This is a genomic window from Streptococcus sp. 2020WUSS089 (assembly GCF_044427405.1).
Classification (GTDB): Bacteria; Bacillota; Bacilli; order Lactobacillales; family Streptococcaceae; genus Streptococcus; species Streptococcus hashimotonensis.
The window spans coordinates 128,761-143,825 of sequence record NZ_JAOTGD010000001.1; the positions used below are offsets into that span (position 1 = coordinate 128,761).

The following is a 15,065-nucleotide window of genomic DNA, read 5'->3' on the forward strand; positions in this document are numbered from 1 at the left end:
GACCGGTATAGAGCTTTTTTCTTAATACTGTTGGTCTAGGAGTTCCAACAAAACTTTCTTTTCTTCTTCGCTGGCAAAACTTGCCTGAATAGCGTTTTGATTGAAGCGATAAAAATCAGCCTTGCTAGTCCCAAAATATTCTACAAATAACTGATATTCTCTATTAAGTGTAGTATTAGAAACAGTACGATTATCTGTATTGATTGTGATGTTTGCTCCCGCCTCAACTAGCTCACGATATGGAAAATCTTCAATCGAATCAGCTGCACCAGTTTGAAGATTCGATGTTAGGCACATTTCAAGTGTTGCTCCGCTATTGACAAAAGCTTGGATAGCTTCAGGATTGCGAGTAAGTGCTGTACCATGACCAATCCTTATAATCCCAAGTTCAAGAGCTTGAATCACATTGGTCACACATCCACATTCTCCGGCATGGAAAGTCATGGGATAACCTAGTGACTGAGTAAATTGAATAATATCCCGAAGTTCTTCCGTAGGATAGTCTACTTCATTTCCTGCGAAATCAAATCCCACAAGTCCTTTTGGTGCCAAATCAGCAATAGCCGAAAAAAGTTCCTTCGTTTGATTCGGTTTTGTTTGCTTTAAACCACAAACCAAAAGTTTAGCAACCACTCCAAAATCTTCCTGCCCCCTGTTTAGTCCAACTAAAACTGCTGAGACCGCTTCTAAAATAGTCAAGTCTTTATCCGTCGACAGTTCTGGTGCAAAACGAACCTCAATGTAAATGATCTTATCTCTTGCAGCTTGTCGTACAAGATCATAGGCTGCCAATTCTAAAGCTGATGCAGTTTGTAAGAGTGGGCGAACAAAATCAAATAACTTTAAATAAGCCATTAAACTATCAACTTTTCCATGAACACTAACTAATTTTCTTAATGCTTCATCTTCTGCAGGAATAGTGATTTTAGCCATCTGTGCCAATTGTCGAATGACTCCGAGGGACAATGAGCCATCCAAATGACAATGCAACTCTGTTTTGACCAATTCATTTACATTCAACACTGTTAACACAACCTCCGTCTGGTATATTGTTAACTATCATATCATATTTTTGAAGAAAAATAAGAATTTTACCATAAAACCTGAACTTTCACTTGTTTTCAGTTGCATCATTCACAGACAAAAAAAGAACGACTACCAGTCGTTCTTCAATAACATACGGAAGACATGGGATTCGAACCCACGCACGCTGTTACACGCCTACCGCGTTTCCAACACGGCCTCTTGAGCCTCTTGAGTAATCTTCCATATATGGAGCTGGTGGGAGTCGAACCCACGTCCAAACACCTGCTAACTTATTCGTCTACAACCATAGGTTATGTCTTGCTTTAACTTGAACTCGATACATAACTCAAACCTAGACCAAGCGAGTCAGTAAATCTCTTTTGGAACTGCCTGACTCAATCCCAACGTAGCTTGCTATTTTAAGACCAATCAGCAAACACAAGCAATTCGCGACTGGTCACGCAGGCAGGTTATTAAGCTGCTAATGCGTAAGTGTTTGTATTTTTTGCAGTTATATTTAACTGGCATTTTTACATCTGCCGATGAGTTGCAGAACAAGCCTCATAATGCCTGTCGAATCCGTAACAACCCCGTAGGATTTGATACAGGAATTATTATAGCAGAATTTTTTATAAATAGCAAAATTATTTTACATTTTCCTTACAATTTAAAAAAATTTTGAAATATGGTAAAATGAAAGTATGTATAAATTTTGGCAAAAAACCATTCAAGTATTAAGTATTTTGACCCTTATCGGGACTGCTATTTTTCTGTTTTGGCTCTATAAGATTGGCATTTTGAACGACCAAAATGTCTTAAGCGATTTAATCAAAAGCCAAGGTGCTTTAGGTAGCCTCTCCTTTTTAGCTATTCAGATTATTCAAGTTGTATTTCCGATTATTCCAGGCGGTGTTACGACTGTTGTGGGTTTCCTCGTATTTCATTTTTGGTGGGGATTCTTTCTCAATTATCTTGGAATTTCAATCGGTAGTATCATCCTTTTCTGGTTGGCTCGTCGCTATGGAAAGAAATTTTGTCTCCTCTTCATGTCTGAAGATACGTTTTACAAATATGAAAGCAAAATTGATAATAAACGTAGTTATGAAATTTTCTTTATTCTCTGCATGCTTTCTCCCATTTCTCCAGCTGACATAGTGGTGATGATTACTGGATTAACAAGCATGAGTTATCGGAAATTTATTATTATTACTTTACTTTGTCGCCCTTTCTCAGTTGTGGCCTATAGCTTCTTTTGGATCTATGGAAGCCAATGGTTGCAGCAATTATTAGGATAAAGATGAACACCCTTATCTTCGGACAAGGGTGTTTTGTTTATTCTACAATCTGCTGATACATATACGGTCGACGGTCTCTAAAGAGTCCCCAATCCAAACGCTCACGCGCTCCCTTGTCCAAATCATAAGTAGCAAGTAAGATTGTCTCTTCCTCACGTCCAGCCTTGGTCAAAATGTCTCCTGTTTCATCTGTCAAGAAAGAGGAGCCATAGAAACGCAAGCTAGACGATTGACCACCATTTTCTTCAGAAGGCTGCACTTCTTCCAAGCCGATACGGTTGGCTGCAATGACCGGCGTGATGTTGGCCGCCGCATGGCCCTGCATAGTCCGCTGCCAATGGCCTTGACTGTCTGTAGCCAAAATCGGCTCTGAGCCGATAGCTGTTGGATAAAAGAGTAATTCTGCTCCATTCAGCGCCAAACAGCGAGCTGTTTCTGGAAACCATTGGTCCCAGCAGATGCCGATGCCAATCTTAGCGTAACGTGTTTCCCAGACCTTGAATCCAGTATTTCCAGGCGTGAAGTAAAACTTCTCCTGATAATAATGATCGTCAGGGATATGAGTCTTGCGGTAAACTCCCAAAACACTACCATCCGCATCAATGACCGCAATAGAATTGTAGAGGCTATTTCCATCTTTTTCATAGAAGGAAATAGGCAAGACAACCTGCAATTCCTTGGCAATAGGAATAAAGTGCTGAACAGCATCATTTTCCTCTACAGACTTAGCATAGTTATAATAATCATACTGGCGTTCTTGACAAAAATAAGGACGCTCAAAGAGTTCAGGCAGGAGAATAATCTGCGCTCCCTGACCAGCAGCCTGTCTGACCAAACGCTCTGCAGTTGCCAGATTTTCCCAAAGATTCTGACTACACTGCATCTGGACAGCTGCTACAGTAACATTTCTCATATTATTTATCCTTTTCATAAATTCTTTATGGAAGATAGAATGTACCTGTGATAAGGAAAGGCGGTACAGGCTATACTAGAGTATGCCAAACCGACTTGACGCTATATCAGGGACATTTAGCCCCATAAAGGGGGATTTGCTGGGTAATACAGTGAATATTCCCACCTCCAAGTAGGATGTCGCGGGCTGGTATGCCGACAACTTTTCTGGTTGGAAAAAGCTGCGCTAGGAGATGCAATGCCTGCGCATCATGCTCATCATCAAACTGGGGCACCAGAACCGCACCGTTGCTGATATAAAAATTAACATAGGAAGCTGCCAAGCGTTCGCCAGCAGTCCGTTCTTCTTCCCCTTCTTCATAGACATAGCCTGGCAAGTCCTCTTCTGTCACCAAAATGGGATTTTTAGGGATAGGCAGTTTATGAACGGTCAACTTTCTGCCCTTGGTATCTACTTGCTCTTCCAAGTAGTCCAAATCAGCCTTGGACATGGTATATTGGGGGTCTGCCTCATCATCCGTCCAGGCTAAAACGATCTCAGCTGGACCGACAAAGGCCGCAACATTGTCCACGTGTTCATTGGTTTCATCATTGAAAATTCCGTATGGAAGCCAGAGGACCTTTTCAGCTCCGAGAGTATCTAGAAGCACTTGCTCAATCTGGTCCTTGGTCAGATGAGGATTGCGGCCTGGGCTGAGCAAACAGGATTCGGTCACCAAGATGGTTCCTTCACCGTCACTGTGAATGGCTCCTCCTTCTAGGACAAAGGGATGGGTATCATGAACTGGCAGACCGATGGCCTGACTAAATCGACTAGCCACCTGATCATCTGCCTCATAGTCCTGATAAAGACCATCATAGCTTCCGCCCCAAGCGTTAAAGGCCCAATCGACAGATAAAGCTCTGCCATTTTCATGAACCAAGACCGTCGGACCTGTATCACGCGCCCAAGCGTCGTTGGTGGGGATGTCCAGGTAGGCAATGCCAGCCCCCAGCATGGATTGAGCCTCCTCACGGTGTGCCTCATCGACCAAGAGATAGACCTGCTCGCTTTCAGCAATGGTTTTAATGACCTGGCTGAAGGCTTTTTTTGCCCCCTGACCATCAAAGGGCCAGGAACCAGGACGGGTCGGCCACACCATTAGTGTCCCGTGATGGGGCTCATACTCAGCAGGCATGCGGTAGCCAGCCGCTTTTGGACTTTCTATCATGACAACCTCCCCTTGAAATCTTCATAACCAAATTCCTTGATAATTCGGCAGTCACCAGTCTTGTCCATCAAGACCAAACTTGGCAGACCGATGCCGTTGAAAGTATTGTTTTTGACAAAAGAATAGATGGCCATATCTTCAAAATAGAGTTTGTCACCAATCTCCACAGGCTTTTCAAAGGAATAATCGCCGATGATGTCACCCGTCAGACAGGTATTGGAAGACAGTCTGTAAGTAAAAGCCTTCTCCCCTTCCTCAAAGCCATTTCTCAGAGGTGGACGATAGGGCATTTCTAGAACATCCGGCATGTGGCAAGTGGCTGATGCGTCTAACACAAGCGTCTCAATGCCATTTTCGACAATATCCAGAACCTCTGTCACCAAATAGCCCGCATTGAGGGCAATGGCTTCACCAGGCTCAATGTAGACTTCCAGTCCATATTTTCCCTGCATGTGCTGGATAGAGGAAATCAGCAAGTCCAGATCATAATCCGCCCTGGTCACATGGTGACCGCCGCCCATATTGAGCCATTTAATACGGTGGAGGTAGGGACCGAATTTGGCCTCGACAGCATCCAAGGTTGTTTTCAAATCATCCGAATTTTGCTCACATAGGGTATGGAAATGCAGACCATCCACCAAGTCCAGCAGGTCTTCTGAAAACTGGTCAATGCGAACACCAAAACGTGAACCTGTTGCGCAGGGATCATAGAGGGCATGATCCCCTTGGGTCGAGCACTCTGGATTGATCCGCAGGCCGACACTGACTCCAGCTGCTCGGCATTTGTCCACGTGCTTGCGGAGTTGTCGCTCTGAATTGAAAACTATATGGTCCGCAATTTCCAAAATCTCCTCCAAATCCGCATCCTTAAAGGCAGGGGCGAAAACATGGACTTCGCCCCCAAATTCTTCACGACCTAATTTGGCTTCGTAAAGTCCTGATGCGGTTGTTCCAGCTAGGTATTGGCTGATTAGGGGGTAAGTGGCATACATGGAGAAGGCTTTTTGGGCCAAGAGGACCTTACAGCCTGTGCGTTCATGGACCGACTTAAGAATTTCTAAATTGTTGACCAGCTTAGCTTCGTCAATGACATAGGCTGGTGTTGGGAGTTGATCGATTCTCATCTAGTCCACCAAAACAGGATTTTCTACTACTTGCCAAGGCAATCCATATTGGTTGAGCAAGTCCATAAATGGATCTGGATCCAATTCTTCCAAGTTGTATACACCTGGTTTTTTCCAAATTCCGTCCATGACAAGCTTGGTTCCAATCATAGCTGGCACGCCAGTTGTGTAGGAAATAGCTTGTGAACCGACTTCCTTGTAGCACTCTTGGTGGTCACAAACATTGTAGATGTAAATGGTTTTCTCAACTCCGTCTTTGACACCTGTGAAAATACAACCAATATTGGTTTTCCCAACAGTACGTGGACCAAGGCTGGCTGGGTCTGGCAGGAGGGCTTTGAGGAATTGGATTGGCACTACTTCTTGTCCATTAAAGTTGATTGGGTCAGTCCGCAAGAGTCCAACATTTTCCAAGCATTTCATGTGAGTCAAGTAGGATTGACCAAAAGTCATAAAGAAGCGGATGCGTTTGACACCTGGAATATTTTTAGCAAGCGACTCGATTTCTTCGTGGTGGAGAAGATACATGTCTTTCTGACCCACTTCTGGGAAGTCATATTCTCGCTTGATAGACATGGCTTCAACTTCTACCCATTTGCCATTTTCCCAGTAGGAACCTGGGGCAGAAACCTCACGCAAGTTGATTTCAGGGTTAAAGTTGGTCGCAAATGGATAGCCGTGGTCTCCACCGTTACAGTCTAGGATGTCGATATAGTGGATTTCATCAAAATAGTGCTTCAATGCGTAGGCTGAAAAAACACTGGTCACACCTGGATCAAATCCGGATCCCAAAAGTGCTGTCAGCCCTGCTTTTTCAAAACGCTCCTTATAAGCCCACTGCCATGAGTAGTCAAAGTAAGCCGTAAAGCCCTCTTCAGCACAGCGTTTTTCGTAGATGGCCCGCCATTCAGGGTCCTCGGTGTCCTCGCACTCATAGTTGGCCGTGTCAATATAGTCCACGCCCGTCGCCAAGCAGGCATCCATAATGGTCAAATCTTGGTAGGGAAGGGCCACATTCAAGACAGCTTTTGGCTGGTAGCTTTCAATCAAGGCAATCACTTCTTCTACCTTATCCGCATCCACTTGGGCAGTTTCAATTTTTACGGAAGTTTTTCCTTCTAGGGCAGCCTTCAAATCATCACATTTGGACTTGGTACGGCTGGCAATCATGACTTCCTTGAAGCTATCTTCTGCCTGGCAAACCTTGCTGATAGCAACTTGGGCAACTCCGCCACAACCAATAACTAACAAACGACTCATTATTTTTTCTCCTCTTCTTCTAAAATGTCTTCCACGTATCGAGGCAAGAGAAATGCTCCGATGTGGAGGTTAGCGGTATAGTATTCTGTGAAAAGCTGGCGCGCCTTCCATTTTTCCTTATCATAATCTTCAATTGGATGGTATTTTTTAGAAGCAAATCCAAACAACCAATAACCCGCCGCAGATGTCGGAATATGGGCCTGATAAACACGGCTGATAGGGAAGGATTGGGTAGCCTTCCGATGCATGGAACGAAAAGCCGATTCATCTTCATCATAGAATGGCGAACCATGTTGGTAGACCATAATGCCATCTTCCTTCAAAGCCCTGTATGCATTACCGTAAAATTCCTTGGTAAACAATCCTTCCGTATGTCCAAATGGATCTGTCGCATCATTGATGATGATGTCATACTCATTTTCACAGTTGCGCAAGAACCGCAAACCGTCCTGCAAATATACCTCTACACGCTCATCTTCAAGTCCTGATGCATAGTCTGGGAAATACTGACGACAAACTTCCACAAGGAGTTCATCTGGCTCTACAACGTCAATACGTTCGATTTCAGGATACATACTGAGAACTTGGGCAACGCCACCATCTCCTCCACCCAAAATCAATATTTTCTTAGGATTTGGATGAACTGCCATTGGTACATGTACTGCCATCTCATTGTAGACAAAGTCGTCCGCATCTGAAAAGAGAACCCGACCGTTAAGGGTCAAAATCTTTCCAAAGGCTGGCGAGTCCAACACAGCAATGTCCTGAAATTCACTCTTGCCTGCATAGAGCTGCTGGCTGGTCCGAATGGATAACTTGACATCTGGCGTTTGGACTTCTGAAAACCACATTTCCATGACTAGACCTCCTTAATGACATTGATGAAGTTGACATCTGGATCTTCTGTCCCTTGGACGGAGCAGCCGCGCTCCTTAGCAAAGATGATGTAGTCAACAATTTCCTGGGTCACTCGTTCTCCAGGGGCCAAAAGAGGAATACCTGGCGGATAGCACATAACAAATTCCCCGCAGACCTGACCAACTGCTTCTTGCAGGGAACGGCTTTCCCGCTCTGCATAAAAGGCTTCCTGCGGTGACAAAACCAGCTGCGGCTGGATGTATTCTCCTGAGATCAAATCCGAACCATCTCGTGAATAGAGTCGCTTAATGTCAGCCAGAGCCCCCACCAGCCGCTCAATGTCCTGCAAGCGGTCACCGATTGAAATATAAGCCAAGATATTGCCAATGTCGCCAAATTCAATCTGGATGTCGTACTCATCCCGCAATAAATCATAGACTTCAATCCCTGTCAGACCAATGCCCTGCGTATAGATGGAGAGCTTGGTTACATCAAAATCATGCACCGTTTTACCATCAATCAATTCTTTAGAATAGGCATAGTAGCCACCGATGGCATTGATTTCACGACGAGCATACTCAGACATTTCAATGACTTTTTCAAAAGACTCTTTCCCACGAAGGGCCAGATTTCTCCGTGAAATATCCAAACTAGCCAGCAAAAGATAGGAAGCGGATGTTGACTGGGTCAGATTGATAATCTGGCGGACATACTCCACATTCATATCTGGACCGACCAATAGGAGCGAGCTCTGTGTCAGACTACCACCTGATTTGTGCATGGAAACAGCCGCCATATCAGCCCCCACATCCATAGCCGCCTCTGGCAATTTGTCTGAAAAATGCAAATGCGCACCATGAGCCTCATCTACCAAAACTTTCATGCCCGCTGCGTGAGCTTTTTCAGTCAAGGTTCGCAGGTCCGAGCAGATGCCATAATAGGTCGGATTGTTAATCAAGACAGCAACAGCATCAGGATGCTCTGCAATGGCCCGTTCAAAGGCAGCATTTTCCAAGGCAAGAGCAATGCCAATCCGTGGCTCCACGCTCATATCCACATAGACAGGGATGGCGCCACAAAGGACAAGGGCATTGAGGGCGGACTTGTGGACATTTCGGGGAAGGATAATCTTATCGCCCGCCTTACAGGTCGCCAAAATCATGGTCTGCACTGAGGAGGTTGTTCCTCCAACCATGAGAAAGGCATGACTGGCACCAAAGGCTTCTGCCGCCAATTCCTCCGCCTCTCGAATAATGGAGACAGGATGCCCTAGATTATCCAAGGGCTTCATGGAATTGACATCAATCCCCACGCATTTTTCTCCTAACAGTTCGACCAACTCAGGATTTCCGCGCCCTCGTTTGTGTCCTGGGACATCAAAGGGAACAATCCGTTTTCGGCGTAACTGTTCCAACCCCTGATAAATAGGGGCTTGGTGTTGATTTTTCATATTGAAAAACTCCTTTGCTTGATGGACTCCCACCCTTTTTTAAACAAGTAAAAAGAGCAGGGTTCATCCTGCTCTACAATCCAAATCGACGTTTTTTATTCTTCTCTTGAGTTTATGTGCCTACCGTTTCCTACTCTCCAGTGCAAATATATACGTACTTTATTGACCGTTTCACAAGATGACGTGTGCTTTCACCACACTAAATTTGATATACGAATTAGGGATGAACCCTAAAATCAACTTATAAAATGTAGGCTTTTAACCCTATCAATAATGTGGCTTACGCCACGCTTCGGCATTCGACCCGCCTGTCCGTAGGCTTTGGTTATGATCAATAGCAGAGCTACTCATCCCATATAGGTCTGATATTTGCTAGAATAGGTATGACTACTTTTCCTAGGCCTGTTTATTGTAACACGGAAATTTCTCTTTGACAAGTATAATTTTTGATATTTTTTACAAAAAATCCAAACATTAATAAAAAAATGGCTTCAAACGTTCGAAACCATTTTATTTTTTTATTTAATTCCTAATGCAATTCGAGCATAACGACTCATTTTTTGAACGGTCCAAGCTGGTGACCAAACCAGTCTCACATCTACTTCTGTTACTTCAGGAACATCCTTCAGCACATCATGAATTTGATCGGTGATTAGATCAGCTAATGGACAACCCATGGTCGTCAAGGTCATATCAATTTCAGCCTTGCCCTCAATAAATCGGATTTCATAAATTAGCCCTAAATTGATAATATCAATACCTAGCTCAGGGTCAATCACATCTTCAAGAGCATGAAAAATACGCTCCTGAATGTCTTTAATTTGATCTTCTGTGTACGTCATTTTTCTCTCTTTCTTGTTCACAAGTTCAATACTAGAAAAGAAACAAACCAAGTTTGTGTCAAAAAGTCCACTGGACTACGCTCCCTTTCTCATTTCAAGGGGAGCGGTTAAAAAGGTTCCCCGAACCTTGTCCGCTTTCGTGTTTCTAGGCGGCCATAAAAAACCTCCCCCAGAAAATTAGGCCTGCTCTCTTATTTTCAAGCAGGCGTTAAAAACGTCCACTGGACGTTTTTAATCCTCAATAAAGTCTCTGAGTGGTTTGCTGCGGGATGGGTGGCGGAGTTTGCGAAGGGCTTTGGCTTCGATTTGGCGGATGCGTTCACGGGTTACGTTAAAGACTTTACCAACATCTTCAAGCGTGCGCATTTTACCATCATCTAAACCAAAACGAAGACGCAATACGTTTTCCTCACGGTCAGTAAGAGTATCCAATACCTCATCTAACTGTTCACGAAGAACGACACGAGTTGTGTAATCAACTGGGTTTTCAATGACTTCGTCTTCGATAAAATCTCCAAGATGACTATCATCTTCTTCACCAATTGGAGTCTCAAGTGAAACAGGTTCTTGGGCAATCTTGAGGATTTCACGAACTTTCTCAGGCGTCATATCCATACGCTCAGCGATTTGCTCAGGAGTTGGATCTTGGCCCAATTCCTGCAAGAGATTGCGTTGTTCACGGACCAATTTGTTAATGGTTTCTACCATGTGAACAGGAATACGGATTGTACGCGCTTGATCCGCAATGGCACGAGTGATAGCCTGACGAATCCACCAGGTTGCATAGGTTGAAAACTTGAAACCTTTAGAGTAGTCGAACTTGTCAACGGCCTTCATCAAGCCCATGTTTCCTTCTTGGATAAGATCAAGGAACTGCATACCACGCCCTACATAACGCTTAGCAATGGAAACAACCAAACGCAAGTTGGCTTCAGCCAAACGTTGCTTGGCTTCTGGGTCACCTGCTTCAACCGCCAATGCCAATTCTTGCTCTTCCTCGTTGGTCAAAAGAGGTACAACACCAATTTCTTTCAAATACATGCGAACTGGGTCGTTTACTTTTGCAGAAGTGCTTCCGAGCAATTCTTCATCAGATAATTCTGGTTCTTCCTCTACCTGCATAGCACGAGCAGAAGGGTTCCCTTCTTTATCGACAATTGAAATCCCTGCGTCCTGAATACGTTGGAGCAAATCATCGATTCCGTCAGCATCAAGCGTAAATGGAATAACCAGTTGGTCATTGATTTCATCGTCTGTAGCTGAACCTTGTTTTTTATGGTTACGGATAAATTCGGCAACTTGTACATCAAAAGTAGTTACTTCTGTTTTTTTATCTTTTTTATTTGTCATATTTACTCCATTTGTCTTCTTCTATCGAGGAGTTTTTGCAACTCATCGAGGGCAATATCTGCATTTCCCACATGGGAATGTTCACGGATTTTCCGTGCTAGGTGCTGGTTCTCCTTCTTTAACAATTCCTTGTCTCGCCGAATTTCTAATTCTTCGATTTCGTGTGGAGACACTTCATTAGGTAAACGTTCTTCCTGCATACGATACCAAGCCTGTTGAGCGGAATCGTTCAACTGTGATAGTTCAAAACTGGTAATTTCCCCAGATTTTTTTAACATATCATAAATAGCTTGCAATTCTGGCGTCGCAAAATAAAAATCTTCTCGTAAACGGAACTCATTGAGAATATAAGGATGTTCAACCATCCGATAAAGTAAATGGTTTTCCGTTCGAATAAGACTCGTTATACGAGCAATCGTTTGGACTGGTGGCAAATAAGACTGACCAGTCTGTGATTGAAATACCTGTTGTGTTCTCTCCTGGCGCTGGTTCAGACGAACAGCATTTACTGCCTGTTCCACCTGATTATAATCAAAGTCAGAAAGTAAATCCGCCACCTTATAAATATAAGAATTTTGAGCTGTAATGGATGATACTTTGGCAATAATTGGTGCAATCTTATCTACAAACTCAATCTGCATTTGTAGATTGTCAGGATTTTCAGGTTTCAAGTATTGAATCAAAAACTCTACATTGCTGATTCGTGACTTGGTTAAAACCTGTTGCAAGGCTTCTTCCGAATTTTTCTGCAAAAATTCATCTGGGTCCATATTATCTGGCAAACTCACGATTTCAACCTGAAAATCTTGTAGTTCGTCCAGCGCCTTCATGGTAGCTGCCTGTCCAGCCTTATCCCCATCATAGGTCAGAACAATTTTCTTACAAAACTTAGCTAGGTGTGCAACATGCTCTCTTGTCAAAGCTGTTCCCATGGAAGCCACTGCATTATCAATCCCTACACGATGAGCAGCAATAACATCTAGAAAACCTTCCATGAGATAGGCTTCACGTTGCTTCTTAATAACCGCTTTAGCCTTGTCCAAATGATACAATTCATAGCTTTTATTGAAAATCGCAGTACTACGAGAGTTTTTATACTTAGCTAATTGTTTATTGTTTCGATCTTCTTCGGTCCAAATCCGACCTGAAAAAGCTACAATTCGACCATATTCATCCGCCAAGGGGAAAATAATCCTCGCTTGAAAGGCGTCATAAATAATATTATTCTCACTTGGATTGAACAAACCCGAATTCAATAGACTTTCTTCGTCATATTGACCAGATAGTTTTTGGTAAAGAATATTCTGTTCGGCCGGAGCTAAGCCTAGCTGGAATGTTTTTATGACATCATCTGTCAAGCCACGTTGGTGTAGATAAGCTCTAGCTTCCTCACCCATTTTGGTTGTCATCAAAAGGGCATGATAAAACTTTGCGGCATCCCGATGAATATCATACAGGACCTGATGCGGACTAACCCTTTTCTCCTCTTGATGATAGGAAGGAGTTATATCTACTTGAAACCCTGCCTTCTCAGCTAAGATAGCTGCCGCATCCGCAAAAGAAACACCACGAACTTCTTCGACAAACTTGAATACATCCCCGGACTTACCACATCCAAAACAATGGTAGAACTGCTTGTCTTCAATCACATTGAAAGACGGGGTTTTCTCCCCATGAAAAGGGCAAAGACCGACATAATTACGTCCGGCCTTAGTCAAAGCAACCGTTTCACCAATAACGTCAACGATATTGAGAGCTTGTTTTATTTCAGTAATTTTATCCTTTGAAAGCACATTCCCTCCTCATATCATACTAGCTAATTTAAAAAGTGAACACTCTTCCCTTAGTTTAACATACTCTATTGTATACTAAATACGGGAAAATGTAAAATTTCTAAAACAAATTGCTTGTAAAATATTTTTTTATGGGTATAATAGGTTAAGTAAAATATTTATGAAAGGACATATTTAGGATATGTTGAAAGAATTGAAAAATTTCTTGTTCCGTGGGAACATTGTTGACCTTGCTGTTGCGGTTGTAATCGGTGCTGCGTTTGGCGCTATCATCACTTCTTTTGTTGATGACATCATCACTCCGTTGATCTTAAACCCTGCTTTGAAAGCAGCAAACGTTCAAAACATCGCTGATCTTGCTTGGAACGGTGTTAAATACGGTAGCTTCTTGAGCGCTGTTATCAACTTCTTGATTATCGGAACTTCAATGTTCTTCGTTGTTAAAGCAGCTGAGAAAGCAATGCCTAAGAAGGTTGAAGAAGAAGCTCCAACTGGACCAACTCAAGAAGAATTGCTTGCAGAAATCCGCGATTTATTGAAAAAATAATCAATAATATATTGAAAAACAGGTCTCCATACCTGTTTTTCTCTTCCATAATTACAAAAATAAGATGTGAGCCTCCACTCACATCTTTTCTTATCCTTCGTATCCATTTGGATTTTTCGATTGCCAGTTCCACGTATCGCGACACATGTCTTCAATTGTTTTTTCTGTTTTCCAGTTGAGTTCAGCCAGAGCTTTGTCTGCATTCGCATAAAAGGACGGAAGGTCTCCTGCTCGATTTGGTGCAAATCGATACGGAACATCTACACCTGTTACTTGAATGAAAGTATTTACCAATTCTAAGACACTTGTTCCTTGACCAGAACCTAGGTTATAGGTATAAACCTGATTAGCTTCATCTAATTTTTCTAATGCTCGTACGTGTCCTTTGGCCAAATCAACAACATGGATATAGTCTCGTACACAAGTCCCATCTGGCGTATCGTATGCATTACCAAAAATATTGAGAAATTCACGTTTACCAACTGCTACCTGAGCTACAAATGGCATTAAATTATTTGGAATGCCTGACGGATCTTCCCCAATCAAGCCTGACTCATGAGCTCCAATTGGATTGAAATAGCGCAACAACGAAATAGACCATTCTGAATCAGAAACATAAATGTCGCGAAGAATCTGTTCACACATGACTTTCGTTTGACCATACGGGCTTGTTGGAACTCCTACTGGCATGTCCTCTTGATAAGGAGAGGGATTAAAACTGCCATAAACAGTCGCACTAGATGAAAAGACAATTTTCTTCACATCAAACTCAGCCATCACTTCAACCAATGAGAGAATGGACATGATATTATTTTCGTAATAAGCACCAGGTTTTTGAACTGATTCTCCTACTGCCTTAAATGCAGCAAAATGGATCGCTGACTCGATATTTTCTTTCTCGAACACCTGACGCAATCCCTGTTTATCTGCTACGTCTAGCTGATAGAAGGTCGGTCTCTTTCCTGTAATTTCTTCAATACGATCCAATACCTGGATGTTTGCATTAGATAAATCGTCAACAATTACTACTTCTTTACCTAAATTTAACAATTCGACAACCGTATGACTACCAATATAACCTGCACCACCAGTAACTAAGATACTCATCTCTTTACTCCTTTTCACCTGGACAAAAATTCTATATCCCTATTATATGTTACCTGTTGTAAAAAGTAAACAAAAAACAGCCTTTCGGCCGTTTTCAAATTCAATTAGAATTTTTTACGCTTGCGAGCTGCTTCTGATTTACGTTTACGTTTTACAGATGGTTTTTCGTAGAATTCGCGTTTGCGTGTTTCTTGAAGAGTACCAGCTTTAGTAACCGCACGTTTGAAACGACGAAGAGCATCATCAAGTGATTCGTTCTTGCGTACTACTGTTTTTGACATTTTTTTCAC

The 15,065-nt window shown here is 42.8% G+C and carries 14 protein-coding genes, 1 tRNA gene and 1 other RNA gene; 2 read left to right on the plus strand and 14 right to left on the minus strand.

The annotated features are described in order from the left end of the window. Positions 1-21 precede the first annotated feature (21 nt). The 3 genes from add to ssrA all read right to left on the minus strand — a co-directional run bounded on the left by add (position 22) and on the right by ssrA (position 1,618). Positions 22-1,023, minus strand: a complete 1,002-nt coding sequence (add, locus tag ODU46_RS00630; protein WP_161948765.1) for an adenosine deaminase — start codon at positions 1,021-1,023, stop codon at positions 22-24. Positions 1,024-1,180: 157 nt separating this feature from the next. Further along, positions 1,181-1,268 (minus strand) — tRNA-Ser (locus ODU46_RS00635). A gap of 2 nt (positions 1,269-1,270) precedes the next feature. Beyond that, positions 1,271-1,618, minus strand: a transfer-messenger RNA (tmRNA) gene (gene ssrA / locus ODU46_RS00640). 109 nt (positions 1,619-1,727) lie between these two features. Here ssrA and ODU46_RS00645 point away from each other — a divergent pair. Beyond that, positions 1,728-2,321, plus strand: coding sequence for a TVP38/TMEM64 family protein (locus ODU46_RS00645; RefSeq protein WP_024385388.1), 594 nt, complete (start codon positions 1,728-1,730; stop codon positions 2,319-2,321). Positions 2,322-2,358: 37 nt separating this feature from the next. Here the strand turns inward: ODU46_RS00645 and aguB are convergent, their stop codons facing one another. The 9 genes from aguB to dnaG form a co-directional block, all read right to left on the minus strand. Beyond that, a complete protein-coding gene (gene aguB, locus ODU46_RS00650) occupies positions 2,359-3,234 on the minus strand; it encodes an N-carbamoylputrescine amidase (protein WP_105116372.1) in 876 nt (291 codons plus the stop codon). Between the two features lie 106 nt (positions 3,235-3,340). Beyond that, positions 3,341-4,444 carry an agmatine deiminase gene (gene aguA / locus ODU46_RS00655; RefSeq protein WP_398579065.1) on the minus strand — a complete coding sequence of 368 codons (1,104 nt, stop codon included), beginning with the start codon at positions 4,442-4,444 and terminating at the stop codon, positions 3,341-3,343. Next, positions 4,441-5,568, minus strand: a complete 1,128-nt coding sequence (gene nspC, locus ODU46_RS00660) for a carboxynorspermidine decarboxylase (protein ID WP_398579066.1) — start codon at positions 5,566-5,568, stop codon at positions 4,441-4,443. Before nspC ends, aguA begins: the two co-directional genes overlap by 4 nt. Next, on the minus strand, positions 5,569-6,828 hold the full coding sequence (locus ODU46_RS00665) for a saccharopine dehydrogenase family protein (protein ID WP_105119421.1): 1,260 nt from the start codon (positions 6,826-6,828) through the stop codon (positions 5,569-5,571). Continuing rightward, the gene (gene speE, locus ODU46_RS00670) at positions 6,828-7,685 is read right to left on the minus strand and encodes a polyamine aminopropyltransferase (RefSeq protein WP_024385393.1); all 858 of its coding nucleotides are present in this window, start codon (positions 7,683-7,685) and stop codon (positions 6,828-6,830) included. Before speE ends, ODU46_RS00665 begins: the two co-directional genes overlap by 1 nt. A gap of 2 nt (positions 7,686-7,687) precedes the next feature. Continuing rightward, positions 7,688-9,136, minus strand: a complete 1,449-nt coding sequence (locus tag ODU46_RS00675) for an aminotransferase class I/II-fold pyridoxal phosphate-dependent enzyme (RefSeq protein WP_105116375.1) — start codon at positions 9,134-9,136, stop codon at positions 7,688-7,690. Positions 9,137-9,654: 518 nt separating this feature from the next. Next, entirely contained in the window at positions 9,655-9,978 is a 324-nt protein-coding gene (locus ODU46_RS00680; RefSeq protein WP_002935553.1) for a metal-sulfur cluster assembly factor, read from the minus strand. A 231-nt stretch (positions 9,979-10,209) separates the two neighbouring features. Continuing rightward, positions 10,210-11,328, minus strand: coding sequence for an RNA polymerase sigma factor RpoD (gene rpoD / locus ODU46_RS00685; protein ID WP_002935555.1), 1,119 nt, complete (start codon positions 11,326-11,328; stop codon positions 10,210-10,212). Positions 11,329-11,330: 2 nt separating this feature from the next. Then, complete coding sequence (gene dnaG, locus ODU46_RS00690) at positions 11,331-13,121, minus strand: DNA primase (RefSeq protein ID WP_105119419.1); 1,791 nt, start codon at positions 13,119-13,121, stop codon at positions 11,331-11,333. A gap of 181 nt (positions 13,122-13,302) precedes the next feature. Between dnaG and mscL the strand changes: the two genes are divergently transcribed. Beyond that, entirely contained in the window at positions 13,303-13,668 is a 366-nt protein-coding gene (mscL, locus tag ODU46_RS00695; protein WP_105119418.1) for a large conductance mechanosensitive channel protein MscL, read from the plus strand. A gap of 90 nt (positions 13,669-13,758) precedes the next feature. On the opposite strand, the gene galE is transcribed toward mscL, so the two are convergent. Then, positions 13,759-14,775 (minus strand): UDP-glucose 4-epimerase GalE, encoded by a 1,017-nt coding sequence (gene galE / locus ODU46_RS00700; RefSeq protein WP_105136189.1) that lies wholly within the window; start codon positions 14,773-14,775, stop codon positions 13,759-13,761. Positions 14,776-14,879: 104 nt separating this feature from the next. Further along, positions 14,880-15,056, minus strand: a complete 177-nt coding sequence (rpsU, locus tag ODU46_RS00705; RefSeq protein ID WP_000048054.1) for a 30S ribosomal protein S21 — start codon at positions 15,054-15,056, stop codon at positions 14,880-14,882. Positions 15,057-15,065 lie beyond the last annotated feature (9 nt).